This window comes from Pseudomonas entomophila (assembly GCF_018417595.1).
GTDB classification, from domain to species: Bacteria; Pseudomonadota; Gammaproteobacteria; order Pseudomonadales; family Pseudomonadaceae; genus Aquipseudomonas; species Aquipseudomonas entomophila_C.
Window position 1 is genome coordinate 4,376,354 of record NZ_CP070982.1, and the last position, 26,708, is coordinate 4,403,061.

Annotated in this window: 20 protein-coding genes and 1 pseudogene; 5 read left to right on the forward strand and 16 right to left on the reverse strand. The window is 64.1% G+C overall.

Annotated elements, in window-relative coordinates; translation table 11 throughout:
• Positions 1-63 precede the first annotated feature (63 nt).
• A complete protein-coding gene (hrpA, locus tag JYG34_RS18950; RefSeq protein WP_213657839.1) occupies positions 64-3,969 on the reverse strand; it encodes an ATP-dependent RNA helicase HrpA in 3,906 nt (1,301 codons plus the stop codon).
• A 339-nt stretch (positions 3,970-4,308) separates the two neighbouring features.
• On the opposite strand from hrpA, the gene JYG34_RS18955 reads away from it, so the two are divergent.
• The 3 genes from JYG34_RS18955 (at position 4,309) to JYG34_RS18965 (ending at position 7,274) form a co-directional block, all read left to right on the forward strand.
• Positions 4,309-4,488, forward strand: coding sequence for a hypothetical protein (locus JYG34_RS18955; RefSeq protein WP_213661259.1), 180 nt, complete (start codon positions 4,309-4,311; stop codon positions 4,486-4,488).
• A gap of 84 nt (positions 4,489-4,572) precedes the next feature.
• Positions 4,573-5,937, forward strand: a complete 1,365-nt coding sequence (locus JYG34_RS18960; protein ID WP_213661224.1) for a glutamine synthetase family protein — start codon at positions 4,573-4,575, stop codon at positions 5,935-5,937.
• A gap of 29 nt (positions 5,938-5,966) precedes the next feature.
• Positions 5,967-7,274, forward strand: a complete 1,308-nt coding sequence (locus tag JYG34_RS18965; protein ID WP_213657840.1) for an NAD(P)/FAD-dependent oxidoreductase — start codon at positions 5,967-5,969, stop codon at positions 7,272-7,274.
• A gap of 160 nt (positions 7,275-7,434) precedes the next feature.
• Here the strand turns inward: JYG34_RS18965 and fadD1 are convergent, their stop codons facing one another.
• Both fadD1 and fadD2 read right to left on the reverse strand, forming a co-directional pair.
• Positions 7,435-9,132 carry a long-chain-fatty-acid--CoA ligase FadD1 gene (fadD1, locus tag JYG34_RS18970; protein WP_213657841.1) on the reverse strand — a complete coding sequence of 566 codons (1,698 nt, stop codon included), beginning with the start codon at positions 9,130-9,132 and terminating at the stop codon, positions 7,435-7,437.
• A gap of 414 nt (positions 9,133-9,546) precedes the next feature.
• Positions 9,547-11,235 carry a long-chain-fatty-acid--CoA ligase FadD2 gene (fadD2, locus tag JYG34_RS18975; RefSeq protein WP_213657842.1) on the reverse strand — a complete coding sequence of 563 codons (1,689 nt, stop codon included), beginning with the start codon at positions 11,233-11,235 and terminating at the stop codon, positions 9,547-9,549.
• A 203-nt stretch (positions 11,236-11,438) separates the two neighbouring features.
• On the opposite strand from fadD2, the gene JYG34_RS18980 reads away from it, so the two are divergent.
• Positions 11,439-12,383: an alpha/beta hydrolase gene (locus JYG34_RS18980; RefSeq protein WP_213657843.1), complete on the forward strand. Its 945-nt coding sequence runs from the start codon at positions 11,439-11,441 to the stop codon at positions 12,381-12,383.
• A 34-nt stretch (positions 12,384-12,417) separates the two neighbouring features.
• A complete protein-coding gene (locus JYG34_RS18985; RefSeq protein WP_213657844.1) occupies positions 12,418-12,888 on the forward strand; it encodes a MaoC family dehydratase in 471 nt (156 codons plus the stop codon).
• Positions 12,889-13,123: 235 nt separating this feature from the next.
• Here the strand turns inward: JYG34_RS18985 and JYG34_RS18990 are convergent, their stop codons facing one another.
• From JYG34_RS18990 to tssI, 13 genes and pseudogenes are all read right to left on the reverse strand, one after another.
• Positions 13,124-14,365, reverse strand: a complete 1,242-nt coding sequence (locus tag JYG34_RS18990) for an RNA polymerase sigma factor (RefSeq protein ID WP_213657845.1) — start codon at positions 14,363-14,365, stop codon at positions 13,124-13,126.
• A complete protein-coding gene (locus tag JYG34_RS18995; protein ID WP_213657846.1) occupies positions 14,365-14,850 on the reverse strand; it encodes an SRPBCC family protein in 486 nt (161 codons plus the stop codon). Before JYG34_RS18995 ends, JYG34_RS18990 begins: the two co-directional genes overlap by 1 nt.
• Positions 14,851-14,871: 21 nt before the next feature.
• Positions 14,872-15,216 (reverse strand): YciI family protein, encoded by a 345-nt coding sequence (locus JYG34_RS19000; protein ID WP_011535057.1) that lies wholly within the window; start codon positions 15,214-15,216, stop codon positions 14,872-14,874.
• 42 nt (positions 15,217-15,258) lie between these two features.
• Positions 15,259-15,684, reverse strand: a complete 426-nt coding sequence (locus tag JYG34_RS19005) for a YybH family protein (protein ID WP_011535058.1) — start codon at positions 15,682-15,684, stop codon at positions 15,259-15,261.
• 105 nt (positions 15,685-15,789) lie between these two features.
• On the reverse strand, positions 15,790-16,242 hold the full coding sequence (aac(6'), locus tag JYG34_RS19010) for an aminoglycoside 6'-N-acetyltransferase (protein ID WP_213657847.1): 453 nt from the start codon (positions 16,240-16,242) through the stop codon (positions 15,790-15,792).
• Positions 16,243-16,270: 28 nt separating this feature from the next.
• Complete coding sequence (locus tag JYG34_RS19015) at positions 16,271-16,672, reverse strand: hypothetical protein (protein WP_213657848.1); 402 nt, start codon at positions 16,670-16,672, stop codon at positions 16,271-16,273.
• 392 nt (positions 16,673-17,064) lie between these two features.
• Positions 17,065-17,457, reverse strand: coding sequence for a hypothetical protein (locus JYG34_RS19020; RefSeq protein ID WP_213657849.1), 393 nt, complete (start codon positions 17,455-17,457; stop codon positions 17,065-17,067).
• Positions 17,458-17,693: 236 nt separating this feature from the next.
• A complete protein-coding gene (locus JYG34_RS19025) occupies positions 17,694-18,449 on the reverse strand; it encodes a hypothetical protein (RefSeq protein WP_213657850.1) in 756 nt (251 codons plus the stop codon).
• 14 nt (positions 18,450-18,463) lie between these two features.
• Positions 18,464-18,669, reverse strand: a pseudogene (locus JYG34_RS26720) (RHS repeat-associated core domain-containing protein); the annotation flags it as partial.
• 173 nt (positions 18,670-18,842) lie between these two features.
• On the reverse strand, positions 18,843-19,199 hold the full coding sequence (locus JYG34_RS19030; protein ID WP_213657851.1) for a hypothetical protein: 357 nt from the start codon (positions 19,197-19,199) through the stop codon (positions 18,843-18,845).
• Positions 19,199-23,905: an RHS repeat-associated core domain-containing protein gene (locus JYG34_RS19035; protein WP_249746183.1), complete on the reverse strand. Its 4,707-nt coding sequence runs from the start codon at positions 23,903-23,905 to the stop codon at positions 19,199-19,201. Before JYG34_RS19035 ends, JYG34_RS19030 begins: the two co-directional genes overlap by 1 nt.
• Complete coding sequence (locus JYG34_RS19040) at positions 23,902-24,642, reverse strand: DUF4123 domain-containing protein (RefSeq protein WP_213657852.1); 741 nt, start codon at positions 24,640-24,642, stop codon at positions 23,902-23,904. Before JYG34_RS19040 ends, JYG34_RS19035 begins: the two co-directional genes overlap by 4 nt.
• Positions 24,632-26,674: a type VI secretion system tip protein TssI/VgrG gene (gene tssI / locus JYG34_RS19045; RefSeq protein WP_213657853.1), complete on the reverse strand. Its 2,043-nt coding sequence runs from the start codon at positions 26,672-26,674 to the stop codon at positions 24,632-24,634. The genes JYG34_RS19040 and tssI overlap by 11 nt, the downstream gene beginning before the upstream one ends.
• Positions 26,675-26,708 lie beyond the last annotated feature (34 nt).

Consider the following 26,708-nt stretch of genomic DNA (forward strand, 5'->3'; position numbering starts at 1 on the left):
TTGCCAGCGAATGGGCCGCAATGCGGCCGCAAATTCCTGCAAGTGTGCCACAAATCAGCGAGGTTAGGCTTCCACCAGACTCCACTGCTTGCTCAGGCGCTTGTCGGAAACCGGCACCTTGGTGCCCAACTGCTGACCGAACAACGACACCCGGTATTCCTCCAGCAACCAACGGTACAAGGTCAGTTGCTCGTCACGCTTGCCCTCCTGGGCATGCTTGTCGGCCCGGGCCTTGTACTGCGCCCAGCAATTGGCCAGTTCGCCGCTCCATACCCGGTCCTTTTGCACCTGCGAACCCAGCTTCTCCAGGCGCAGTTCCACCGCCTTGAGATAACGCGGCAACTCCTTGAACCAGGCGCCCGGCGTCTCACGTACGAAGCCTGGATATACCAGATTGGCCAGTTGTTGCTTGATATCGTTGAGCGCCACCGCCTGGGTCAGGTCGATCTTGCCCTTGAAGCGCTTCTGCAAACCATGCCACAGCTTCAGCACCTCCAGCGTCTGGCGCGCCAGGCGCTCGGCATGCTCGGCCCAGTTGCCACGCTTGCGTTCGGCCAGCGAAGCGAGGCCTGCGCCGTCGCGCGGCAACGGGTCTTCGCCTTCGAGCACACAGCTGTCGAGGCTGGCCAGCAGGATGTCCTCCACCAGCGCCTCGACCCGGCCCAGCTCGCGGTACAGCAAGCCCAGCTCGGTCAGCCCTGGCAGCTTGCCGCGCAGGAACTTGGCCGGCTCCGCCAGCTGCTGCAGCAACAGGCGCTGCAAGGCGCGGCGGTGCTGGAATTCAGCTTCGGCCTGGGTCGAGAAGCGCCCTTCGCGCACCGTGCCGTTATCCTCGACCAGCGCCGGGTACACGGTCATCGACAGCCCGGCGATCTTCTGCTGGGCGGTCTGCGCCACTTGCGAGAACGCCTTGGCCTGCACCGGCTGCTCGGCCTTCTCGTTACGCGGCAGGGCCAAGGCGGCCTGGCTGGCGGCGGCGAAGCGCGCGGTCAGCTCGGCCAGGTCGCGGCCTTCGCCCAGGAACTTGCCCTGGGCGTCGACCACCTCGATGTTCATGCGCAGGTGCCCCTCGACCAGGCTGGCGGCTTCGGCCCAGGCCTCGTCGGACACCCGTGCCCCGGTCATGCGCAACAACTCATGGCCCAGCGCCTGGGGCAGCGCGCCCTGCCCGAAGGCCAGGCGCGACAAGGCCGCCTTGACGAAGTCGGGCACCGGCACGAAGTTCTTGCGCAGGGCCTTGGGCAGGTTGCGCACCAGGGCGATGCACTTGGCCTCCAGCAAGCCCGGCACCAGCCACTCCAGGCGTTCGCCCGGCAGGTTCGGCAGCAGTGGCGCCGGCACCCGCACGGTGACGCCGTCACGTGGATGGTTCGGTTCGAAGTGGTAGCTCAGCGACAGGCGCAGCTCGCCCACCTGCAGGTGGTCCGGGTACTGCGCGGCGGTGACTTCACTGGCCTCGCGGGCCAGCACGTCTTCCTCGCGCATGATCAGCAGGTTCGGGTCCTTCTGGCTGGTCATCCGGTACCAGCTGTCGAAGGTCGCGGTCTGGTGGATCTCTTCCGGCAAACGCGCTTCATAGAAGGCGTACAGCGTCTCTTCGTCGGCGAGGATGTCCCGTCGGCGGGCCTTGGCCTCCAGTTCGTCCAGCTGTTCGAGCAGGCGCTTGTTGGCCGCCAGGCACTTGGCCCGCGACTGGATCTCGCCGCCGACCAGGCCCTCGCGGATGAACAGCTCGCGGGAAGTGGCCGGGTCGATCGGGCCGAAGTGCACGGGCCTGCGGCCGACAATGATCAACCCGTACAGGGTGATCTGCTCGTAAGCCACCACCTGGCCACGCTTCTTCTCCCAGTGCGGTTCGAAGTGGTTCTTCTTGATCAGGTGGGTGGCCAGTGGCTCGATCCAGTCCGGCTCGATCTTGGCCACCATGCGCGCATACAGCTTGGTGGTTTCCACCAGTTCAGCAGTCATCACCCACTGTGGGCGCTTGCGGCCGATGCCGGACGACGGGTGAATCCAGAAGCGGCGCTGGCGCGCGCCCTGGTAGTCGCCCTCTTCGGCCTTGTGGCCAATCTGGCTGAGCAGGCCGCTGAGGATGGCCTTGTGCATGCGCGGGTAGTCGCACGGCTCTTTGTTCACCGTCAACTGCAGGTCACGGCAGATCAGCGCCAATTGACGATGGGCATCGCGCCATTCGCGCAGGCGCAGGTAGTTAAGGAAATTCTTCCGGCACCAGTTGCGCAGCGGGCTGGCGGTCAGCGCCTGGCGCTGCTCCTCGAAACCGCGCCACAGGTTGACCAGCGCGGCGAAGTCGGAATCGACGTCCTTCCACTGCGCATGGGCCTGGTCGGCGGCCTGTTGGCGCTCCGGTGGTCGCTCGCGCGGGTCCTGCACCGACAGGGCGCTGGCAACGATCAGCACTTCCTGCAAGCTGCCCTGGCGTGCGCCTTCGAGCAGCATGCGGCCCATCCGTGGGTCGATCGGCAGGCGCGCCAGTTGCCGCCCCAGCGGCGTGAGCTGGTTCTCGCGGTTGACCGCCGACAGCTCCTGCAGCAGGTTGAAACCGTCGCTGATGGCCTTGCCATCCGGCGGCTCGATGAACGGGAAGGCATCGATGGCGCCCAGGCGTAGGTGCAGCATCTGCAGGATCACTGCGGCCAGGTTGGTGCGCAGGATCTCCGGGTCGGTGAACGCCGGCCGGCCGTTGAAATCCTCTTCGCTGTACAAGCGGATGCAGATACCCGGCTCGACCCGGCCGCAACGACCTTTACGCTGGTTGGCGCTGGCCTGGGACACCGCCTCGATCGGCAGGCGCTGGACCTTGGCACGGTAGCTGTAGCGGCTGATACGCGCGGTGCCGCTGTCGATCACGTAGCGGATGCCCGGCACGGTCAGCGAAGTCTCGGCGACGTTGGTCGCCAGCACCACGCGCCGGCCGCTATGCGATTGGAAGATCTTTTGTTGCTCGGCCGGGGTCAGGCGCGCATACAGCGGCAGGATCTCGGTGTGGCGCAGCTGGGCCTTGCGCAGGATCTCGGCGGCATCGCGGATCTCGCGTTCACCCGGCAGGAACACCAGCACGTCGCCTGGGCCCTTGCCCTGGCTGCGCTCGTGGTGGGCGATCTCGTCGAGGCTGGCGAGGATCGCCTGGTCGACGGTGAGGTCGTCCTCGACCTGGTTGCCCTCCTCGTCCTGCTCGCTGGTCAGCGGGCGGTACCAGATGTCCACCGGGTAGGTGCGGCCCGACACTTCGATGATGGGCGCGCCGTCGAAGTGCTGGGAGAAGCGCTCCAGGTCGATGGTCGCCGAAGTGATGATCAGCTTCAGGTCCGGCCGACGGTGCAGCAGGGTCTTGAGGTAACCGAGCAGGAAGTCGATGTTCAGGCTGCGCTCGTGGGCTTCGTCGACGATGATCGTGTCGTAGCGCTCGAGGAAGCGGTCGTGCTGGGTCTCGGCCAGCAGGATGCCATCGGTCATCAGCTTGACCAGGGTGTTCGAATCGCTCTGGTCCTCGAAGCGCACCTGGTAGCCGACCAACGCTCCCAGCGGTGTGCCCAGCTCTTCCGCAACCCGCGCCGCCACGCTGCGCGCGGCAATCCGCCGGGGCTGGGTGTGGGCGATCAAACCATGGCTGCCACGGCCCAGTTCCAGGCAGATCTTGGGTAGCTGGGTGGTCTTGCCCGAACCGGTCTCGCCGGCGATCACCAGCACCTGGTGCTCGGCCAGGGCCTTCTTGATCTCGTCGCGCTTGGCGGCGATGGGCAGGCTGTCGTCGTAGCGGATGGTCGGCACGCTCTGCTGGCGCGCGGTGACCTGGGCGCAGGAGGCCTGGACCTTTTCCACCCACTGCGCGAGCTTGCCCTCGTCGGGGCGCTTGCGCAGCTCATGCAGTTGCCGCCGCAGGCGATGGCGGTCGGCGATCATGGCGTGGTCGAGGTTTTGCAGCAGCTGGTCGATGGCGTGGTCTGTCATGGGGCTTTTTAATGATGCAGGTGAGGCCTGCTTTTTCATGATCGGCATTCGTAAGGGGTGGGATTGTCGCAGATTTGCCAGCCAGATGCTGCCTGCACCGGCCCCTTCGCGGGTAAACCCGCTCCTACAGGGCCCACGCCAAACCTGATTTTCACCGTAAACCTGTAGGAGCCAGCTTTGCTGGCGATGCCCGGCAAAGCCGGGCCAGGGGCACTGGGTGATCTAATGCTGGCAAGCCCCTGTGGGAGCGGGTTTACCTGCGAAGGGGCCGGCATCAATGTTTAGCCGATAACGGAATGAACGTCGCCATTCACTGCTTTAATCAACGTTACGCCCCGTGTGAGTATCCAGAGCATGCTCCCCGACCCGATCATCGCCCGCCCGCTGTCCCGCCCTTCGCAAACGAAGGCCAGGGCCCGTGCCGGCGAAAATCCGCTGGTCCACATCATTCTCGCCTTCTGGGCCCTGTGGCACTGCCGCCACGCGCGCCCACCGGATACTTCGCTCAAGCACCCCTGACCCAACCCGGCCAAAAAAGGCCGATTGACTCAGCCTGACCGCTCGCCTGCGCGGCGGTCGTGCCTGCCCATGAGCGAACCCACCATGCACTTTGCACCTGTAGAGCAAGCCCGACGATTCCTGGCCGACAACCCCGATATCGACCTGATCGAACTGTTCATCCTCGACGCCAACGGCGTGCCCCGCGGCAAGCTGCTGCACCGCGACGAACTGCTGGCCGTGTTCGACACCGGCCGCCCGCTGCCCAGCACGATCCTCGGTCTGACCCTCAACGGCGATGACGTGGAAAACTCCGGCCTGGTGTGGGATGTCGGCGATATCGACTGCCGCGCCTACCCATTGGAGGGCAGCCTGGTGCGCCTGCCCTGGCGCCGGGTACCAACCGCCGCCGTGCAGGTCAGCATGCACCCCAGCGAAGGCCTGCCAGCCAGCATCGCCGACCCGCGCCATGTGTTGATCCACACCATCGACGCGCTCAAGGCCGACGGTTATCACCCGGTCATGGCCTGCGAGCTGGAGTTCTACCTGCTCGACCAGCAACGCGACGCCCAGGGCCGGCCGCAGCCGGCGCTGGACAACGACGGCGGCCGCCCACGCACCACCCAGGTGTATGGCCTGCGCGAGCTGGAGCAGATCGAGCCGTTCCTCGCCGACCTCTACGCGGCCTGCAAGGCCCAGGGCATTCCCGCCCGCACCGCCATCTCGGAGTACGCGCCCGGCCAGGTGGAAATCACCCTGGAACACGGCGACGCGCTCGAAGCCATGGACCAGGCCGTGCGCTACAAGCGCCTGGTCAAGGGCGTGGCCAACGCCCACGGCATGCAGGCCTGCTTCATGGCCAAGCCGTTCGCCCAGCTGGCCGGCACCGGCATGCACATGCACCTGAGCCTGGCCGACGCCGCGGGCAACAACCTGTTCGCCAGCGAAGACAAGGCCGGCACGCCGCTGCTGCGCCAGGCGGTGGCCGGCATGCTGCGCCACCTGCGCGAATCGCTGCTGCTGTTCTGCCCCAACGCCAACTCGTTCCGCCGTTTCCAGGCCAACAGCTATGCGCCGCTGGCGCCGACCTGGGGCGTGGACAACCGCACGGTCAGCCTGCGCGTGCCCGGCGGCCCGGCCAACAGCCGGCATATCGAGCACCGCATCTGCGGCGCCGACGCCAACCCCTACCTGGCCGCCGCCGCGATCCTCGCCGCCACCCACCAGGGCATCCGCGAGCAGCTCGACCCCGGCGCGCCGGTAGAAGGCAACGGTTATGCCCAGGCCACCGAACACCTGCCCACCGACTGGCTCACCGCCCTCGACGCCCTGGAGCGTTCGAGCTGGGCCCGCGAAGCGCTGGGCGAGGCATTCCTCGGCGTATACCTGAAGGTCAAGCGCGCCGAGTACCGCCAGTTCATGGCCGAGGTCGGCGAGCAGGACTGGCGCTGGTACCTGCACCAGGCCTGATGCCCACGAGATTACAAGAAGGAACAACCATGAACGCAGCAGTGAACAACGGCGCGGCCCAGCGCGCGCCGTCCTATTACAGCGCCACCCTCAACGACATGACCGAGTACCCCACGCTCAAGGGCACGGTACAAGTGGACGTGGCGATCATCGGCGGCGGCTTCACCGGCGTCGCCACCGCCGTGGAACTGGCCGAGCGCGGCCTGAAGGTGGCCATCGTCGAGACCAACCGCATCGGCTGGGGCGCCAGTGGGCGCAACGGCGGCCAGGTCACCGGCAGCCTGTCGGGCGACGAAGCCATGCGCACGCAGATGCGCGACCGGCTCGGCAGCGAGGTGGACGATTTCATCTGGCACCTGCGCTGGCGCGGCCACCAGATCATCGAGCAGCGTGTCGAGCGCTACGGCATCGCCTGCGACCTCAAGCGCGGCCACCTGCACGCGGCGATGAAGCCGTCGCACCTGAACGAACTGCGCGCCTTCGAGGCCGAGGCCCAGCGCCGCGGCATGGGCGACCAGGTACAGCTGCTCGACCGCAGCGCCATGCAGCGCCACCTGCAGAGCCCGCTGTACCTCGGCGCGCTGAAGAACCGCCGCAACCTGCACCTGCACCCGCTCAACCTGTGCCTGGGCGAGGCCCGCGCCGCCCATGGCCTGGGGGCGCTGGTGTTCGAGCATTCAGAAGTATTGGAGATCGTCCACGGCCCACGCCCGGCCGTGGTCACCGCCCAAGGGCGCATCGAGGCACGCCAGGTGATGCTGGCCGGCGACGTGTACCACAAGCTGGAAAAGCGCCAGCTCAAGGGCAAGATCTTCCCGGCCATGGGCGGCATCGTCACCACCGCGCCGCTGGGCGAACTGGCCGAGCAGATCAACCCCCAGGACCTGGCGGTGTACGATTGCCGCTTCGTCCTCGACTACTACCGCCTGACCGCCGACAAGCGCCTGCTGTTCGGTGGCGGCGCCAACTATTCCGGGCGTGATTCGCGGGATATCGAAGCCGAGCTGCGCCCGTGCATCGAGCGCACCTTCCCGGCGCTCAAGGGCGTGCCGATCGAGTTCCAGTGGAGCTGCGCCATGGGCATCGTGGTCAACCGCATCCCGCAGCTGGGCAAGCTGTCGGACAACGTCTGGTATTGCCAGGGCTATTCCGGGCACGGCATCGCCACCAGCCACATCATGGGCGAGATCATGGCCGAGGCGCTGACCGGGACGCTGGAGAAGTTCGACACCTTCGCGGCGTGCAAGCACATCAAGGTGCCGATGGGGGACTTGCTGGGGAATCCGCTGCTGGCGGCGGGGATGTGGTACTACCAGATGCTCGAGAAACTGCGCTGAGTCTTAACCCTACACAACCTCTCTGTGGGAGCGGCCTTGCGTCGCGAAAGGGGTGCGAAGCACCCCCATCGATTGATGCGTTGTCGCTGATATCCTGGGGCCGCTTCGCGACCCTTTCGCGACACAAGGCCGCTCCTACACCGATTGCGCAGGCTGCGGATCAGGCGATCTTCTTCAGGCCCTGCTTCTTCAGTTCTTCGTCACGCAGCTCGCGGCGCAGGATCTTGCCGACGTTGGTGGTCGGCAGCGCATCGCGGAACTCGATGTAGCGCGGCACCTTGTAGCCGGTGACGTTGGCGCGCATGTGCTCCATCACCTGCTCCTTGGTCAGGGTCATGCCCGGCTTGACCACGATGAACACCTTGATCACCTCGCCGGACTTCTCGTCCGGCACACCGATGGCCGCGCTCTGCAGCACGCCCGGCAAGGCGGCGAGCACATCTTCGAGCTCGTTGGGGTACACGTTGAAGCCCGAGACCAGGATCATGTCCTTCTTGCGGTCGACGATGCGCATGTAGCCATCCGGCTGGATCAGGGCGATGTCGCCGGTCTTCAGCCAGCCATCGCTGTCAAGAATTTCGGCGGTGGCCTCTTCGCGCTGCCAGTAGCCTTTCATGACCTGCGGGCCTTTCACGCACAGCTCGCCCACTTCGCCCAGGGGCAGTTCCTGGCCGTTGTCGTCGATGATCTTGCACAGGGTGGAGGGCACCGGAATACCGATGGTGCCGACCTGGTTGGCATCGGACGGGTTGACCGCCGCCACCGGGCTGGTCTCGGTCATGCCATAGCCTTCGCAGATGGCGCAGCCGGTCACGGCTTTCCAGCGTTCGGCCACGCTCAGTTGCAGGGCCATGCCGCCGGACAGGGTGATCTTCAGCGCCGAGAAGTCCAGGTTGCGGAACGCCTCGTTGTTGCACAGGGCAACGAACAGCGTGTTCAGGCCGACGAAGCCGCTGAACTTCCACTTGCCCAGTTCCTTGACCATGGCCGGCAGGTCGCGCGGGTTGCTGATCAGGATGTTGTGGTTGCCGATCAGCATCATCGCCATGCAATGGAAGGTGAAGGCATAGATGTGGTACAGCGGCAGCGGGGTGATGAGGATCTCGCAGCCTTCGTGCAGGTTCGAGCCCATCAGCGCGCGGCACTGCAGCATGTTGGCGACCAGGTTGCGGTGGCTGAGCATCGCGCCCTTGGCCACGCCGGTGGTGCCGCCGGTGTACTGCAGCACGGCCACGTCGTTGGGCTGCGGGTTGGCCTCGGTGACCGCCCCGCCCTTGCCCAGCGCCAGGGCGTCGTTGAAGCGCACGGCGCCCGGCAGGTTGTAGGCCGGCACCATTTTCTTCACGTACTTGATGACGCTGTTGATCAGCAGGCGCTTCAGAGGTGGCAACAGGTCGGCCACTTCGGTGACAATGACGTGTTTGACCTGGGTCTTGGGCACCACCTTTTCCGCCAAGTGCGCCATGTTCGCCAGGCACACCAAGGCTTTGGCACCGGAGTCGTTGAACTGGTGCTCCAGCTCCCGCGCGGTGTACAGCGGGTTGGTGTTGACCACGATCAGGCCGGCGCGCATGGCACCGAACACGGCGACCGGGTATTGCAGGACGTTTGGTAGCTGCACGGCGATACGATCGCCGGGCTTGAGGTCGGTGTGCTGCTGCAGCCAGGCGGCGAAGGCACCGGACAGCGCGTACAGCTCGCCGTAAGTGATGGTCTTGCCCAGGTTGCTAAAGGCTGGTTTGTCGGCAAAGCGTTGGCAGGATTGCTTGAGTACCGCCTGGATATTGGGGAATTCGTCAGGATTGATTTCCGCCGTGACCCCGGCTGGGTATTTATCCTTCCAAAAATGTTCGATCATGGAAGCCCGCTCCTTCAGCAACAGCGAATTCGGTATGCGTCGATGCGCTTATTATTGATATGGGATGACGGTTCATTGCAAACCGGATCATCTGAAAGCGCGCCGAGAGTAACAGCTTTGCCAGGGGTCGCCTAGAGGCCAGGACAGGCCGAATGGTCACAAAAATGACTCAATGAACAATACAGGTCATTTTTAGAGTAATTATCCAAAATGTCGCAATAACGGCTGAAAAGGCCGAGATAGAGCAGCCAGAACCGCTACAGGAATCTGTGTGAGCGGGTTCACTCGCGAATACGGTAGTGAACCGACCCACCCATTCGCGGGTAAACCCGCTCCTACAGGAAGCGCACCGGCCCGTTCGCCGGCAAGCCGGCTCCTACATTGAATCGCGCCGGGCGCCACATCTGTTCAACCTCACGCGATATCACGCAACTCGCGCCGCAGGATCTTGCCCACCGGCGTCATGGGCAGCGATTCGCGCACGACAATCTGCTTGGGTACCTTGTACCCCGTGAAGTTGGCCTTGCAGTAAGCCTTGAGCTCATCGACATCGACCCCGCCCTCACGCGCCACCACGAACAACTTCACCGCCTCCCCCGAACGCTCGTCCGGCACGCCGATGGCCGCGCAGTTGGCCACTTGCGGGTGGTTCATCACCACGTCCTCGATCTCGTTGGGGTACACGTTGAAGCCGGAGACGATGATCATGTCTTTCTTGCGGTCGACGATGCGGGTGAAGCCGTCCGGGTCGATGATCGCGATATCGCCGGTCTTGAACCAGCCGTCAGCGTCCAGCGCCTGGGCGGTGGCTTCCGGCTGCTGCCAGTAGCCCTTCATCACCTGCGGCCCTTTGATGCACAGCTCGCCCCGCTCGCCCAACGCCTGCTCGATGCCGGCGTCGTCGATCACCTTGAACGCAGTGTTCGGTACCGGCATGCCCACGGTACCCAGGCGCGCCAACTGACCGTAGGGGTTGGTACTGGCCACCGGCGAGGTTTCGGTGAGGCCGTAGCCCTCGACGATGCGGCAACCGGTCAGTGCCTCCCAACGTTCGGCGGTGGCCTTGACCAGGGCGGTGCCGCCCGAGTTGGTGACCTTCAAGGCGGAGAAGTCGAGCGACTTGAAGCCTGGGTTGTCCATCAGCGCGACGAACAGGGTGTTCAACCCCAGCAGCGCCGAGAAGCGCCACTTGCCCAGCTCCTTGATGAAGCCCGGGATATCCCGCGGGTTGGTGATCAGCACGTTGTGGTTGCCGGTGACCATCATGCACATGCAGTTCGCGGTGAAGGCATAGATGTGGTACAGCGGCAGCGGCGCGATCATCACCTCCTGCCCTTCCTTGATCAGCGGCTGGCCATCAGCGCCGCGCTGGCAGAAGCAGGCCAGGACCTGGAGCATGTTGGCGACCAGGTTGCCGTGGGTGAGCATCGCGCCCTTGGCCAGGCCCGTGGTGCCGCCGGTGTACTGCAGCACGGCGACGTCGTCGAGCGCCTGCGATACCGGCTTGTGCCCAAGCCCGCGCCCCTTGTGCAGCACCTGCTTGAACGACACCGCCTGGGGCAGGTGATAAGCCGGCACCATCTTCTTCACCTTGTCGACCACGGTGTTGATCAGCCAGCCCTTGAGCGCGGGCAGCATGTCGCCCATCTTCGCCTCGATCAGGTATTCGATGCCGGTGTCGTGCAGCACTTCCTGCACGCGCTTGCCGAACATGTTCAGGTACACCAGGGCGCGGGCGCCAGAGTCCTTGAACTGGTGGCGCATCTCGCGCTCGGTGTACAGCGGGTTGGTGTTGACCACGATCAGCCCGGCGCGCATGGCACCGAACACGGCGATGGGGTATTGCAGGACGTTGGGCATCTGCACCGCGATGCGGTCGCCCGGCACCAGCTCGGTGTGCTGCTGCAACCAGGCGGCGAAGGCCGCGGAGTAGCGGTCGAGCTCGGCGTAGCTGAGGGTCACCCCCAGGTTGCTGAACGCCGGGCGGTCGGCGAAACGCTTGCAGGAGCGCTCGAAGACATCGACGACAGACTTGTAAGCATTCATGTCAATGGTGGAAGGCACGCCCGCCGGGCGCTTGTCGTTCCAGAAATCGGCTTGCATTTATTGTTGTTCCTCTGCCGGGACCGTCCCTGACCTGATCGCCGGGTGGCAAAAAGGCGTTCTGCCGACGTTAGCAGCAATGTCGAAGGTGGCAAATACGCCAAGTGCCGCCATTAACATTGTGAATCTTATTTCTGCCCTTCCTGCAATCTGGCCCTTTGCGCATACACTGTGTGGTCAACCTCAGCGCGCAAGGACCCGCCATGCCCCACGACGCCTTCTGGCTCCCCGCCAGCGAGCATTGCAGCCTGTATGTGCACCAGTGGCTGCCGAGCAAACCGGTCAAGGCCGTGGTGTTGCTGGCCCATGGCATGGCCGAGCACGCGGCGCGCTACCAGCGCCTGGGCCACGCCCTGAACGACGCGGGCTACGCCCTGTTCGCCCACGACCAGCGCGGCCATGGGCGCACCGCCGAGCTGGGCAGCCTGGGCCTGTTCGCCAGCCATAATGGCTGGAATGCCGTGGTCAACGACCTGGGCCTGCTGGCCCAGCACATCGGCCAGCAGTTCCCCGGCACGCCGCTGTTCCTGTTTGGCCACAGCATGGGCAGCTACATCGCCCAGGCCTACCTGCTGCACCACAGCGCCAGCCTGCAGGGGGCGATCCTCAGTGGCTCCAACTTCCAGCCCGTGGCGCTGTACCGCGCCGCGCGCCTGATCGCCCGGCTCGAAACCTGGCGCCAGGGCCCGCTGGGCAAGAGCGCGCTGATCGACTGGCTGTCGTTCGGCTCGTTCAACAAGGCGTTCAAGCCCAACCGCACCGCCTTCGACTGGCTCAGCCGCGACGCGGCCGAGGTGGACAAGTACGTCGCCGACCCGCTGTGCGGCTATCGCTGCAGCAACCAGCTGTGGCTCGACCTGCTGCAGGGCCTGGCGCAGATCAGCCAGAAGAAGAACCTCGCGCAGATCGACCCGAACCTGCCGATCTTGGTGTTGGGCGGCGAATGTGATCCGGTGAGTGCCGGCAAGCGTCTCACCCTTTTGGCCGATGCCCTGCGCGCGACCGGCAACCGCCATGTGCAGTTGCGCGTCTACCCGGGCGCCCGGCACGAAGTGCTCAATGAAACCCATCGCGACGAGGTCACCGCCGACATCATCGGCTGGCTGGAGCAGGCGCTGGCCCTTGGCCGCCCTGCCCGCAGTGAATGATAGGCCCCCTCGTCCACCGCTCAAGGAAGCCCCGATGACCCAGGTCACCAACACGCCTTACGAAGCCCTCGAAGTCGGCCAGAAAGCCGAATACAAGAAGTCCGTCGAAGAGCGCGACATTCAGCTGTTCGCCGCGATGTCCGGTGACCACAACCCGGTGCACCTGGACGCCGAGTTCGCCGCCAAGAGCATGTTCCGCGAGCGCATCGCCCACGGCATGTTCAGCGGCGCGCTGATCAGCGCCGCGGTGGCCTGCACCCTGCCGGGCCCCGGCACCATCTACCTGGGGCAGCAGATGAGCTTCCAGAAGCCGGTGAAGATCGGCGACACCCTGACCGTGCGCCTGGAAATTCTCGAGAAGCTGCCCAAGTTCAAGGTGCGCATCGCCACCAACGTCTACAACCAGAACGACGAGCTGGTGGTCGAGGGCGAGGCCGAGATCCTGGCGCCACGCAAGCAGCAGACCGTCGAGCTGGTGAGCCCGCCGAATTTCGTCGCTAGCTGAGCGGCTACCCCTGCCTGTCAAGGGTGTTCGACGGAAGCGTTTCAGTGCCCTGTAGATCGAGCGCCGCCTGCGCGGCGCATCGCGGCTGAAGCCGCTCCTACATTCTGGCCCCATCCACCTGTAGGAGCGGATTCATCCGCGATGCGCCGCGCCAGCGGCGCTCAATCTCAAGAACGCCACAAGGCAATCGCTCTACCCCGACCACTACTCCAACAATTTCCCACCAGACCTTGGCTCATGCGCCCAGCTCCCGCAGGCGCCGCTCGATATGCCGCCGCTCCGGCCCCTGGCGGGCCAACGCCAGGGCCTGGCGCCAGGCGCCGCGGGCCTGTTCGACATGGCCCAACTGCCGATGCAGCTCCGCCCGCGCGGCATGGGCCAGGTGGTAGTCGCCCAGCTCCCCCCGCTCGAGAATCGCCTCCACTGCCCGCAGCCCCACCGCCGCGCCATCGCGCCTGGCCAGCGCGGCCGCCCAGTTCAGCTCCACCACCGGCGACGGCCAGTGGCGCAGCAACAGCTCGTACAACCCGACGATCTCCGCCCAGTCCGTCGCCTCGGCGCTTGGAGCCTCGGCGTGCAGCGCGGCAATCGCCGCCTGCACGCTGTACGGGCCGATTTCTCGGCCACGCAGAGCCTGGCGCACCAGCTGGCAACCTTCCTCGATCTGCGCGCGATCCCACAGGCCACGGTCCTGCTCATCGAGCACCACCAGCTCACCCTCGTCGTCGCTGCGCGCATGCTGGCGCGACGCCTGCAGCAACATCAGCGCCAGCAGGCCGAGCACTTCCGCGTCCGGCAGCAACTGCGCCAGCAGGCGCCCCAGGCGGATCGCCTCGTCGGTCAGCTCGCGGGTGACCACATCCTCCCCCGACGACGCCGAATAGCCCTCGTTGAACACCAGGTAGATCACCCGCAACACGCTCTCCAGGCGCTCGGGCAGCTCGGCCAGCGCCGGCACCTGGTACGGGATCTTCGCATCGCGAATCTTCGCCTTGGCCCGCACGATGCGCTGGGCGATGGTGGCCGGGCTCTGCAGGAAGGCGCGGGCGATCTGCTCGGTGGTCAGGTCGCAGACTTCACGCAGCGTCAGCGGCACCTGGGCATCGGCCGCCAGTGCCGGGTGGCAGCAGGTGAAGATCAAGCGCAGGCGGTCGTCGGCCAGCAGCTCCTCTTCGCCCGGGTCCTGGACCTCGCCTTCGAGCAGCATGATCAGGTCGGCCTGTGAACGGTCGAAACGGGCGCGCCGACGCAAGGCGTCGATGGCCTTGAAGCGCCCGGTGGAGACCAGCCAGGCGCGCGGGTTGTCGGGGATGCCGTCGCGCTGCCAACGTTCCACGGCGATGAAGAAGGCATCGTGCATGGCCTCCTCGGCCAGGTCGAAATCGCCCAGCAGGCGGATCAGCGTGGCCAGGATGCGCCGCGACTCCTGGCGGTAGACGGTCTCGACCTGCCGGCGAACCTGTTCAGTGGGGGTCATCAGTCCGGCATCCGCTGGGTCACCACCTCCACCAGGCGGTCCAGGCTTTCTCCCCAGCCCTGGTGGAAGCCCATTTCCTCATGGGCGCGGCAGTCGGCGGCGTTCCAGTGCCAGGCGCGGGCGGTGTAGCGGGTCTTGCCCTGCTCGTCGTCGAAGCTGACCACCGCGGTCATGAAGGCCTTGTCGGAGGGCAGCCAGCCAGGGCGGAAGGCATCGGTGAACACCAGCCGGTGCGGCGCATGGATTTCCAGGAACACGCCCTGGTGGGGGTACTCGGTACCGTCGGGGGCGCGCATGAGGGTGCGGAACAACCCGCCCGGCCATAACTGCATCTCGCATTCCGGGGTGGTCATGCCATGGGGGCCCCACCACTGCATCAGCCACTCCGGCTCGGTCCAGGCGCGGAACACCTTGGCGGGCGGGGCGTCGATCAGGCGGCTGATGGCCAGCTCATGCTGGGGTTGTGCCGGTTGTACCAGAGTCATTGTTGTCGTTCTCCATCCGGTTCAGGGTTGCAGTTCGCGCACCGGCCGCACCTCGACGCTGCCGACCCGCGCCGCCGGGATGCCCTTGGCGATGTTCAGCGCCTCGTTGAGGTCGCGGGCGTCGACCAGGTAGAAGCCGGCCAGCTGCTCTTTCGTCTCGGCAAAGGGGCCGTCGGTCAGGCTCATGCGGCCACCGCGCACGCGCACCGTGGTGGCGGTTTGCACGGGCTTGAGCGCCTCGGCGGCGAGCATCCGCCCGGAGCCCTGGATGGACTCGGCGTAGGCCATGCATTCGGCGTCTTCGGGGCTGTCGGGCAGGCTGTGCAGCAACCCCTCGTCACAATAGACCAGGCACAGGTATTTCATGATCGTCTCCAGGGTGAGGTGGCGATAGGCGGTCGACGGCGTTCAGGGTTTGAGATCGAACAGCGCTTTTTGCGTTTCCATGTCGAACGGCGCCGACCAGTGCTCATGGATCACCTGCCACTGCCCGGCATTGCGCCGGTAGCCCACGGTGACGCGCATGAAGCCGCACTGGCTTTCGTCGTCCGCCGGGCCGCAGCGGTTGAGCCAGTGGGCCAGGCCCAGGTCGCCGTCGGCATGCACGGCCAGTTGCGCCACCTCGAACACCATGGGGCCGGTGCAGTAGCCCATGCACATTTCCCAGTGCGCTCGGTAGGCGGCCTTGCCCTTGAATTGCAGGGCCTGGATGGCGTCGAAGGCGAGGATGTCGTCGGCGTAGGGGGCGACGATGCGCGCCACGTCGCGCTCGCGCACGGCCTCGATCCAACCTGCGATCAACTGGCGAATTTCGTTTTCGGCTGCGGTGTTCATCGGTGTTTTCTCCGAAGCATCTTCAGCAAGTGGTGCCGGGGCATTCCGGCGCCTTCAACACTGGTCGAACGGGAAAACGGCAAATCGACAACTGCCCGCGATTTTTCAGTCGAGGGGCGCGACCGGCTTGAGGAAGTACACCACCCGCTCGGTCTCGGCAAAGCCCAGGGCCGCGTGCATATGCTGGCTACCAAGGTTGTCCAGCGCGGCGTCCGAGGCCAGTTCGCGGCAGCCTTTGCCGGCCGCCCAGCGTTCGACGGCCGCGATCAGCTGGCGGGCGATGCCCTGGCCGCGCCGGGCCGGCTCGACGAAGATGCCTTCGAGGTACGCCACCGGCGACGTATTGCTGCCATTGACGTAGTCATGGCGCACCGACGCCTCGGCCAGCCCTAGCGCCCCGCCCTGCTCGTCGTACGCCAACAGGGCCACGAAGGTATCGGGGCGGAGGGCAATATCGGCCATTTCCGCCAGGTGCTCGGCCGCCGCGCTGTCGGGCCAGAGGGCACTGCGCAGGTGCAGCCAGGCCGGGGTGGTCGGGTCGGTGCAAGGGTGGATCATGATCGCTCCAGGGGAATCCAGATTTCCATCAGGGCTTGCGGGGCCGTCGGGACCAAACCACCTCATCACTATCACCGCAATAAACCAAAGTCTTCTTAGTTGAGTCAAGCAACCAAAACACGTACCCAGTAGTTTGACCAAGTATTAACTGCAAATCACCCGACGACTCAAACCTCCAAACATGCCACCCACCATCAAAAACCATCAAATATACAAAGTCTTCTTTCTGATCTATTATTTTTCTCCAAAAATTCGCATCATAAAAACTACCCGCCTCGCTCAAGCAGTTTGGATCAAGCCCACGATCACCTCTATAGAAAGTCTTTCTTATATGATTCAAGAACCCATCCAACTCCAAACCAGTAAAATGCATAGCTTCAATAGAATTACCCAGCAATTCTTCCTCGATCTCACTTTGCAAGTAACCCATTTTATTTTTCTCTCCCCTTCTCATCCTGAACACGCTTACTACTCGCCGAAACCTCTTTTACCAGGATGCGCCTCACTTGCTTCCAGCCTTGTCCCGCCTCCCAGGCATTTGACATTCAACATGAGAATTCACTGACCCGCCTTTCTATCAACTAGAATAGATTCACCAACAGTCACTCCCACTCCTTCATTTGAATCATCTGAAATCTCAAACCCTACAAAGACAAGACCTCTCATTCCACCTCCTCAAACTCAGCCTTAGCACTCCCGCCCCACGAACAGCTTCACTCCACACTTCCTTTAGCCACTTACAAAATACAACCAAACTTCAACCGGCACTCTAATTTCCCAAACCCTTCATATCTCGGTCAACACGCCCCTCCTCCAACACAATCACTCGACTCGCGACCAATGCACACAATCACTATCCCCGAAATACACCAGTACGCGTCTTGTAGCATCAAGCAGCCAAAATCTAAACGCCGTAGTTTCGTTTATCAAAAGCTGTAGACCTTCCTTGCTCTCAAACTTCCAGGCATGCCATTTTTCATCCACCACCAACAAATACACAAACTCTTCAGACTGCTTAGATATGCCTCTCCAGAAATTTTCATCATAATACCTACAAGCCCTCTGCATATAAAGCGAATCAAGATTCCCGCAACCACCATAAAAATTCAAATCTAAATAATTTAGCAAACCTCGCAACCCCACCTCTTCAATCCGCTCAGCCTTAATCGAATTAGCCTTAATTTCTTCTTCAATTTCAATCTTTAAATACTCCACATCATCGCCCCTTCTCAGTGGATATTTTACCCCTGCTCACATGGCCTCTCTGCACAAGTATGTGACCTCTCACACCACCCGCGCGCGCCCGTTTACCGGCGGTTTCTTCATGCAGAAAATGATTACCCCCTTCATCCAACCTATATCCACACAAGCTCTCCACCAAAACACATCCGACCTGACAAAAATTGACAACCACTCCAACTAGAACATCAGAGCAAACACCGCATAACCTTCTAAAGCTCATGCCTTACATCATCAAAATCTTCATAGAGCTTCACCAACCTATTACAGGCAGCCATTATCGCCACCCTTTCAGATCCAACACTTTCAGAGCGGACGTTTTTTTCACACCAATCACGGATATAAAAAGCCCCAACAGACATGGAACAAACGACGTACTCACCCATATAACCAAATGACATCTCAACCCCTTTGCCACTCAAATACGCTGGGACATTTTCCGGATCCTCATCACACCCCAGATAAACCCCAGACATACCTACACTTACTCCCTTGAAGCTCAAGAGAGACTCAAGCAGATCTCCAATGCAACCATTCACACCAAATCCAGAACAAAGAAAAACACCCAAAAGGCAATCTTTAGGAGTTTCATTCTTAACAAGGACAGTCATACCACCGTAAAGCCCCACCAACTTATCACAAGATTTACTTACCCTCTCCTTTTCCACGAGCACATTAGCATCACACCACTCCTTTATGAATTTAGCACCTTCAACCATAGAGCAAACAACATACCTATCCATATACTCAAACGACATATCAAAACCCTCAATATCCAGATAATCTGGAATACTGAGAGGATCACTATCACACCCAAGATAGACACCTGCCATTTCCAACCCAACACACTTTAAGTCCAGAAGCCCATCGAGCAAAACACCTATAAAACTCCGACACTCCAAGCTACTCGTCACTTCAAAAACATCCATACAAGCTTTCATTACCTTCTCATCGTTAGCGCCAATCATATTACCCCCTTCAAATACCCATTGACCCCACCCGCCAATCCAATCGGATCCGGCGTCAGATACCACCCGGTGTAATGCAGCCCGGTTTCTTCATCGTAGTACTGCCCCTGAAACCGCAGGGGTTGTCGATGTGGTCCACGTCCAGGCGCAGGACATGGCCGTAGGCGCGGTAGCGCGCCAAACAGCGAACGCGCCCGCTGCTCGATGTCATAACCTGTGGTCGAGGTGGTAGTGCAGGGTTTCGGCGGGACCATCACCGTCGCGCAAAAACATTGCTATGTAGCGGAAGCCACCATCCCGTCTACGGAGCTGCTCGACAGACCTGGGAGTACCCCTGCGAGCAGGGACTTACCCTTCTCCAGATTGCCCCTGCAAGCCCCAGATCTAACTTAACTATTTCAATAATAGATCCCTTATGTATGCACTGCGAACCCCACCTCCGATCCAAAAATCCCTCACAGCATTTATAACCTCTGAATCCGCACGAAGCGCAGAGTAGGCTTTCTCATGCAGAAAATGATTAGCCCCCTCATCCAACATATATCCATTCAAGCTCTCCACCAAAATACATCCGACAGCAGCCCTAACCATCCAAGACTCCTTACACTCCTCAAGAATATGAATCGCCGGAGAAATCAACGAAACATCCGCCAATATAATCTCCCAATCCTCCCCCATTTCCTCAATAGGAAGACCTAGCAACTCAGAAACCCGCACACATACATCTAGCGGTGCACCGTAGTAGGTCATCAAGGCATCTCCCCTGGAAAAGCCGTTATCATTCGCCCTAACCCATTCCTAACTATTGTCACTTTAAACACTGGTGAAAATGTCCCATCTGGATTAACTAACCTAGCGGGCACATGACTTGGAAGATCCACAACAACTTTCCCAACCCCCGGTACAGAATCAACAAATTCCGCCGCAGCAAAGTCATCCAGCCATTGCCCATTCGCTCTATTCATTTTCTCAGCTCTACTCTTAAGAAAACGTGTATTCTCCTTCCCATGACGAGTAAATGCATGCCCGTATTTACTTCCATCATACGGATCAATAGGGGCGCGAACATCATCCGTACGGTGTGCTTTTTCGAGAATTGTGCACGACTCTTCTCCAGGGCAATTACTTAACCCCAACGGATCCACCCACCCCGTCGGATTCACACCATACAAATACCCATTGACCCCACCCGCCAATCCAATCGGATCCGGCGTTAGATACCGCCCTGTCTGTGGGTTGTAATAACGGTGTCGGTTGTAATGCAGCCCGGTTTCTTCATCGTAGTACTGCCCCTGGAACCGCAAGGGGTTGTCGATGTGGTCCACGTCCAGGCGCAGGACATGGCCGTAGGCGCGGTAGCGCGCCGACCAGCGAACGCGCCCGCTGCTCGAGGTCAGCTCCTGGGGCGTGCCGAGGTGGTCGAGGTGGTAGTGCAGGGTTTCGGCGGGGCCGTCGCCGTCGCGCAGCAACATCACCATGGGGCGGAAGCCGCCGGGCTCGTAGACGTAGCTGCGCCAGCGGCCCTGGCAGTGCTCGGCCAACAGGCGCTCGCCCTGCCAGATGAACGTAGTGACGGTGTCGCCGACGGCCTTGGACACGCGGCGGCCGAAAGCGTCGTAGCGATAGCGGGCCTGGCGGCCGTCGGGCAGGTCGACGCAGGCCAGGCGGTGCTGGCTGTCGTAGTGATAATGGGTGACCAGCTGCTGGCCATGGCCGCGGCGCTCGCTCACCTGGTTGCCGAAGCGGTCGTAGTCGTAGTGGCTGTCGCCGTGCATCAGCAGGCGGTTGGCCTCGACCCGCACATCGCGCGGGTCGCCGTGCAGGCCGCTCTGGGCCAGGAGGTTGCCGGCGGGGTCGTGGACGAAGTACTCGGCCAGTTCGCCGCGCACGGCGGTCAGGCGGTCCAGGGGGTCGTACTGGTAGGTGCGGGTGCCGCGGCGGGTGTCTTCCAGGCGGGTGAGGTTGCCGCTGTCGTCGTAGTGGTAACGCCGCAGGAACACCGAGCCTTCCTTGCGATCGACCCGCTGGGCCAGCAGGCGGCCCTGGCCGTCGTACTGGAACTGGCTGAGCAGGTCGCCCTGCTGACGGGCCACTTCGCGGCCGTGCTGGGTGCGATGGGCCGTCAGGCGCTGGCCGTCGAGGTCGATGGCCTGCAGGTGGTCGCCGGGCTGGTAGCGGTAGTCCAGGCGGCTGCCGTCGGGCAGCCGGCAGTGGCTGACCCGGCCCATGGCGTCGTAGCCATAGTGCAGGGTCGCCCAGCCCTGGTGCTCGGTCACCAGGCGGTCGCACAGGTCATACGTGTAGGCCAGCGGCCAGTGACCGTCATCTACCTGCACCAGGCGGCCGAGGGCGTCATAGCTGTGCTCGACCTGTTGCCCGTCGGGCAGGGTCTTGACCAGCAGACGGCCCTGTTTGTCCCGGGTGTAGCGGGTCAGCCACGGCTCGCCGGTCTCGCCGTGCTCGGCCTTTTCCAGCAACTGGCCGTTGAGGTCGTAGCGGTAGCGGGTGACTTGCCCGTCGAAGCCGGTCTCCTCGGCGAGCAGGCCGTTGGGGTGGTAGGCCAGGCGGTAGTGTTCGCCGCGGGCGTTGACCACCTCCGACAGCTGCAGCTGGGGATTGTCGTAGCGGTAGCTGAGAAAGCTGCCATCGGGGTCGATGCGCCGGGACGGCAGGTGCAGACCGTCGTCGTACTCGAAGCGGGTCACCCGCCCCAGTTCGTCACGCTGGGCGGTCACCCGGCCATAGGCGTTGTATTCGTAACGGCGCACGCCGCCGCCGGGCAGCGACACCTCGCTGACGCGCCCGGCCAGGTCCCACTTGTACTGGGTGACCGCGGCGTTCTCGCGCTGGCGCATCACCAGGCGACCCAGGGCGTCGTAGCGGTAACGCCGCGAGCCGCCGCCCGGCAGGGTTTCACTGACCAGCTGCCCGGCAGCGCTCCAGCCCAGCTCGTGCAGGCTGCCGTCGGCCTGGCGGATACCGACCAGGCGCCCCTGCGTATCGTAGAGGTAACCGGTGACCTGCCCGCACGGGTCGGTCTGGCGGATCACATCGCCCTGGGCATTGCGCTGGTACAACCAGCGCGCCTGCCCACGGCGCACTTCGCAGACATGGCCGTCGCGGTAGTGGTAGTGGGTCGCTTCGCCGTCTTCGGGCTGCACCGACAGCAAGTGCCCGGCTTCGTCATAGCTGTAGACGGTTTCGGCGCCCAGCGGATTGCGCTCAGCTACCAGGCGGCCGTGGTCGTCGTAGGTCTTGTGGTGCTCGGCGCCGTCGGCGTCGACCTGGCGCACCAGCCGGGCCTTGTCGTCGTGCTGGAACACCTGCTGGCTGCCGTCGGCGTTGTGCACCGTGACGGCGCCCTGCCCGTCCCACTGGTAGCGCGCCTCCAGGCCCGGCACGCTGGACCAGTGGCGCACGCAGCGGGCCTGCTTGCCTTCGCCCTCCCATTCCCAGTAGAACGCCGCGCCGCCGGCCAGCAGCCGCTCGAGGATGACGTTGGCGGCGTCGTAGCGGTAGCGCTCGCGCTCGTCCAGGCCGTTGCCTGCCTCGATCAGTTGCCCGGCGTCGTTGTAGTGGTAGCTGGCCAGGGTCGCCACGCGCACCCAGGGCGACTGCTCGCGCCCCTTCGCATCCAGCAGCGGCTGGCGCACCTGCAGCTCCAGCGCCACCAGGCGGCTGCCCTGGTACGCCAGGTACAGGCGGTTGCCGGCGCCGTTGTCGACGTGTTCCAGGCGGCCGGCGCGGTCATGGCCGAGGGTGAGCCGATTGTCGTAGGCGTCGCTCAGGGCGACCAGGCGGCCATCGATGAAATGCAGGTAGCGCGGGCGCTCGCCGGCTTCGGCGATCACCAGCTCGCCCTCGGCCTCACCGAGGAAGATCGCCGCGTTGCTCAGGCTGTTGCAGATGAATGGGCGGCGGCTGTCGGGCATCGGGAAGCGGGTGCGGCGGTTCTCGTGGTCGCACCACACCACGCCCTGGCCGTCGGCCTGCAGCTGGTGGCACAGGCTGTGGCTCCAGCCGGGGCCCAGGCCGTGGTCGATCTCGGCCGCGCTGGTGCGGTACATCCGCACCCAGGCCAGCGGCAGCACGCCGAACAGCTCGGCATCCTGCAGCGTGAGCAGCTCCTCGCCGGTGACCATCGACACCGGGCAACGGTTGGTGACGGTCTCGTCGGCGCGCTGGGCGGGCTTGTCGCTGGGGGTGCGGGGCTGGCTGGGGGCGTCGGGCAGGTCCGCTTCCGGCTCTACCCGCAGCGCCGCCTGGCGCTTGCCACGCACCACCGAGACGGCGTCGTCCACCACCATGTCGAGGTCTTGCGGGGCGCTCTTGATGGCCAGCGGTACCTTGGCGGCGCTGTTGACCTCGACGCTGCCGCCCGTCAGCAGCGGCTTGGCCAGGCGGGCATGGGCCGCCAGGGCGTGGTCGCGGCTGAGGTCGATCAACCGTTGCAGGCTGCCGAGCAGGTCGCTGGCAACGCCGCCCGCATGCTTGAGGCCCTTGGCGGTCAGCCGGAACGCCAGGCCCAGGCCACCGGACAGCACGTCCAGCAACAGGCCGGCGTTGAGCATGGCGAAAGCCTGGGCCTGCCATTCGGGCGGGGTCAGGGCCAGCCACTGCAGGATCGCGGTGGCGTAGAAGAACATCAGCAGCTCGTCGTGGAGCATCAGGTTGGCGGTGTGCAGCAGGCTGGCCGCCTGGGCCTTGAGCTTCTGGAAGTCCGCCTCGCTGATGTGCTGCAACAGCTTGTCGCGGGCGCCATCGAGGTTGAACAGCAGCTTGACCAGGGTCTTGAGGTCGTCGAGCAGGTTCATCAACACGCTGCTGACGCCCTTGTACATCGCCGCGTTGATGTCCTTCAGGCGTTGCAAGGAGCCCACCGGCGGCATGCGGTCCCAGTGCGGGCCGATGCGCTCGGCCCACTCGCTGTCCAGCCAGCCCTTGAGCTGGTCGAGCAGACCGTCGTAGGAGCCGTGCAGCGCCTCGATCTCGGCCGGGCCGACCTTGGGGTGGAACAACAATGTGTAGCGGCGGTTGGCGTGGCAGCCGCTGATGGTCGCCCTGCCCTGCTCGTCGAGCTGGCCCTCGAAGCGCTGCGGGGCCTGGCCTGGCGGCACCTGCTCCACCAGCGCGTAGGGCGTGCCGCCGATGGGCACGAAGGCCAGGCTCTCGAAGCGGTGCACGATGTTCAGCACGCCATTGGCCGGGCAGTTGGCGTAGCCAGTGATCGTGCGCGCCCCCAGCCCCTTGGCCTGGCGCAGCACCTCGTTGCCCTCGCTGTCGGTGAAGCGCAGCTCCTGCTCCAGGTTCAGCGCCCAGCCCAGCCACAGGCTGTCCTGCAACTTTTCGAAAGTGGCCAGGCTGTGCTGGCGGAAATGGGTGATCCGCGCCGGGCCGTCGGGCTTGCGGGCGTCGAGGTTGTCGTAGAGGAACTTGGCGTAGATCAGGAGGCTCATGGGGTGATGTCCTTGTTCACGTGCGCCAGCAGCCGTTCCATGGCTGGCGTGTCGAGCGGGGCACCCAGGGCCAGGCGCTCGACCTTGCAGCGCAGGGTGGCCTCGGGGAGGGCGAAGTAGAGATCGGGGTGGACCTCGCGCAGCCATTGCATGAGGTTGTCGATGACCGGGCCGGGGTCGCGCCGGTGCAGGTGCTCGAGCAGTTCGGCGCTGACCGGCCACCAGGGGAATGGCTCGATGTTCAGGCGCGCGGCCTGGCGCAACGAGCGCGCCTGGCCGTTGCTCCAGACCCGGCTGAACACCGGCAGCAACGTGGGCGAACCGGCCTGCTCGTGGTCGAGCAGGGCCAGCAGTTGGTGGCCGTCCCACAGGCGCAGGAACACCGCAGTGCCGTCCGGCAGCTTCACCTGGGTCAGGCTGCGCAGGTACTCGAACACCTGCGCGGGCGGGTGCGACGACACCGCCAGCCAGCCCCAGTCGCGGCAACCGGCGGTGCCGCACCAGGCGAGGAACTCGCCCTGGGGCGCGGCCTCCACCAGGTAGGGCATGGCTTCGAGCCAGCCGGCGTAGGGGGTGCCTTTCCACAACGGCAGGGGTACCTGAAAACCGTCGTGTCGGCGGTAAGCCGCCAGCGCGTCGGCCTCGCTGACGCTGCCGAACACCACGTACAGACGTTCGCCATCGGCCAGGGGATTGGCCGCGAGCCAGGCTTCGGGGGTGAGGGTTTCACAGGTCACAGGCGCCCTCCTTGCACCGCTCGCACTCTTCGCAGAACGCGGCGTTGCGGCGGAAGGTATCGAGCTGCGCCTGGGTCAGCGGCCGGCCTGCCACGGCCTGCTCGGCCTGGGCGGTGGCGCCCGGAAGCAGGGGCATGGCCGGGGTGCCACCAGCGACCTGGCCGTCTGAGTCGACATAGAGCCCTTTGCCAAACGTCACCCCATTGGCATCGACCCGCACAAAACCACCACCAGCGCGCAGTACCACCTCGCTGCCGGCATCGAGCACCAGCCGCCTGCCGGCTGACAGGTGGACCTCCTGCCCGGCCTCGACCAGCAACGCCTGGCCCAGCTTCATGTGCCGGGAGTTGGCGATACTCAGGTGATCGTCACCACGCAACTCGGTCTTGCGGTCGCCATGCACGGTGCGATGTTGCTGGGCGTGGTACTCGCTGTGGACGTCGCCCTGCACGGTGTCGTGGCGCTCGTTGCGGACCTGAACGCGCTGGTCGTGGCCGACGCTCTGTTCCCAGTCGCGCTGGGCATGAATGAAGATCTGCTCCTGCCCCTGGCGGTCCTCGATGCGCAGTTCGTTGCTGCCCTCGGCCCCCGGCGAGCTGGCCGTCTTGAACACGCTGCGGGTCTTGTTGGCGGGCAGTTCCAGGGGCGGCAGGTGAGCGGCGTTGTACAGGCAGCCGGCGACCACTGGCCGGTCAGGGTCGCCGTCGAGGAACGCCACCAGCACCTCCATGCCGACCCGGGGAATGACCAGGCTGCCGTAGCCGTTGCCCGCCCAGTTGCTGGCCACACGCAGCCAGCAGCTGGTCTTTTCGTCGCGCTGGCCGTCGCGGTCCCAGTGGAACTGCACCTTGATCCTGCCGAGGGCGTCGCAGTGGATCTCTTCACCTGCCGGGCCGGTCACCCTGGCGGTCTGGGCGCCGTGGATGCGTGGCCGCTGGCCGGGTGCCGGTGGCCGATAGGGAGTACCCCAGGGCAGCGCCTTGAACTGGTTGCGATAGCCCTGCCAGGTCGCCGCCCCGCCTTCGCCGCCAGCCTCTTCCAGGACTTGTGGCTGATGGCCTTCGTGGCTGACCTCGGCCAGGAGCCACAGGGCGTTCCAGGCATCGCGGGGGTGCGCTTCGAGGGTGAAGAAATGGCCACTGCGCAGGGCCGGCTGGTCGCTGTTGCCCTCGGCTTGCAGGTAGTCGGCCCTAAGGCTTTCGAGGGCCCGCTGGCTCACGTGGCGAGCGCCTTCGCGGTCGGTGAAGTCCCCGGGAAACCCGTAGTCCTCGACGTCCGGCTGGGGCACGGGCAGTTCGGGTTGATGTGCGCCGTGCAGCAGCAGGTTGGGCTTTTCGAAGTCGTAACCGCGTCGGCTGGCCCTGGCGGTGCGGGCCGCCACCCGCGCGCCGAAGCGGTTGACCACCGGCTGGTCCCGGGCCTGGCCACTGTCGGGGGCGAAGCGGGTCGGCCGGGCCAGGCGCGGGAAGGCGCTCTGGTCGTCGCCGAACACCAGCAGGTGGCCGTCGGGGCTGTGCTCGAAATGGTAGTGCAGCCCCTCCTCCGCGCACAGCCGCTGGATGAACGCCAGGTCGGTCTCGTCGTACTGGGTGCAATAGTCGCGCTTGAGGTAGACCGTGGGGCCAAGCTGGAATCGGTAGGCGTCGGCGAGGATGCCGTGGGCCTTGAGCACCGCGGCGATGATCTGCGGCACGGTTTGCTGCTGGAAGATGCGCAGGTCGCGGTTGTGCTCGAGGTAGGCCAGGCGCGGGACCAGCTCCAGCCGGTAGTGGGTCAGCCGGGCGCCGGTGTCGCCCTGGGAGACGCAGGCGATCTGCCCGTGGATGCACTGGCCGTCGCCGCCGATCTGCAAGGTCGCCAGTTTGTGCAGCAGGTGTTCCAGGTCGATGGCCGGGTCTTCGCTGACCAGTTCGACACTGAACAGGTAAGGCGTGCCAAGCGCCTCCTTGCCGGTGAAACGCAATACTTGCAAGTCCGTTTGAACACCGTGGACCTGCAAGCTGAATCGGGGCTGATCTCCTGATCCGAACATTCGCCATCCTTATGCCAGGTACGCTCACGGCGCC

Excerpts from the sequence above, each read along its gene's own strand:
- hrpA (WP_213657839.1), bottom strand. The coding sequence starts at position 3,969 with ATGACAGACCACGCCATCGACCAGCTGCTGCAAAACCTCGACCACGCC.
- JYG34_RS18960 (WP_213661224.1), top strand. The coding sequence starts at position 4,573 with ATGCACTTTGCACCTGTAGAGCAAGCCCGACGATTCCTGGCCGACAAC.
- JYG34_RS18965 (WP_213657840.1), top strand. The coding sequence starts at position 5,967 with ATGAACGCAGCAGTGAACAACGGCGCGGCCCAGCGCGCGCCGTCCTAT.
- fadD1 (WP_213657841.1), bottom strand. The coding sequence starts at position 9,132 with ATGATCGAACATTTTTGGAAGGATAAATACCCAGCCGGGGTCACGGCG.
- fadD2 (WP_213657842.1), bottom strand. The coding sequence starts at position 11,235 with ATGCAAGCCGATTTCTGGAACGACAAGCGCCCGGCGGGCGTGCCTTCC.
- JYG34_RS18980 (WP_213657843.1), top strand. The coding sequence starts at position 11,439 with ATGCCCCACGACGCCTTCTGGCTCCCCGCCAGCGAGCATTGCAGCCTG.
- JYG34_RS18985 (WP_213657844.1), top strand. The coding sequence starts at position 12,418 with ATGACCCAGGTCACCAACACGCCTTACGAAGCCCTCGAAGTCGGCCAG.
- JYG34_RS18990 (WP_213657845.1), bottom strand. The coding sequence starts at position 14,365 with ATGACCCCCACTGAACAGGTTCGCCGGCAGGTCGAGACCGTCTACCGC.
- JYG34_RS18995 (WP_213657846.1), bottom strand. The coding sequence starts at position 14,850 with ATGACTCTGGTACAACCGGCACAACCCCAGCATGAGCTGGCCATCAGC.
- JYG34_RS19000 (WP_011535057.1), bottom strand. The coding sequence starts at position 15,216 with ATGAAATACCTGTGCCTGGTCTATTGTGACGAGGGGTTGCTGCACAGC.
- JYG34_RS19005 (WP_011535058.1), bottom strand. The coding sequence starts at position 15,684 with ATGAACACCGCAGCCGAAAACGAAATTCGCCAGTTGATCGCAGGTTGG.
- JYG34_RS19015 (WP_213657848.1), bottom strand. The coding sequence starts at position 16,672 with ATGGGTTACTTGCAAAGTGAGATCGAGGAAGAATTGCTGGGTAATTCT.
- JYG34_RS19025 (WP_213657850.1), bottom strand. The coding sequence starts at position 18,449 with ATGATTGGCGCTAACGATGAGAAGGTAATGAAAGCTTGTATGGATGTT.
- JYG34_RS19030 (WP_213657851.1), bottom strand. The coding sequence starts at position 19,199 with ATGACCTACTACGGTGCACCGCTAGATGTATGTGTGCGGGTTTCTGAG.
- JYG34_RS19035 (WP_249746183.1), bottom strand. The coding sequence starts at position 23,905 with ATGAGCCTCCTGATCTACGCCAAGTTCCTCTACGACAACCTCGACGCC.
- tssI (WP_213657853.1), bottom strand. The coding sequence starts at position 26,674 with ATGTTCGGATCAGGAGATCAGCCCCGATTCAGCTTGCAGGTCCACGGT.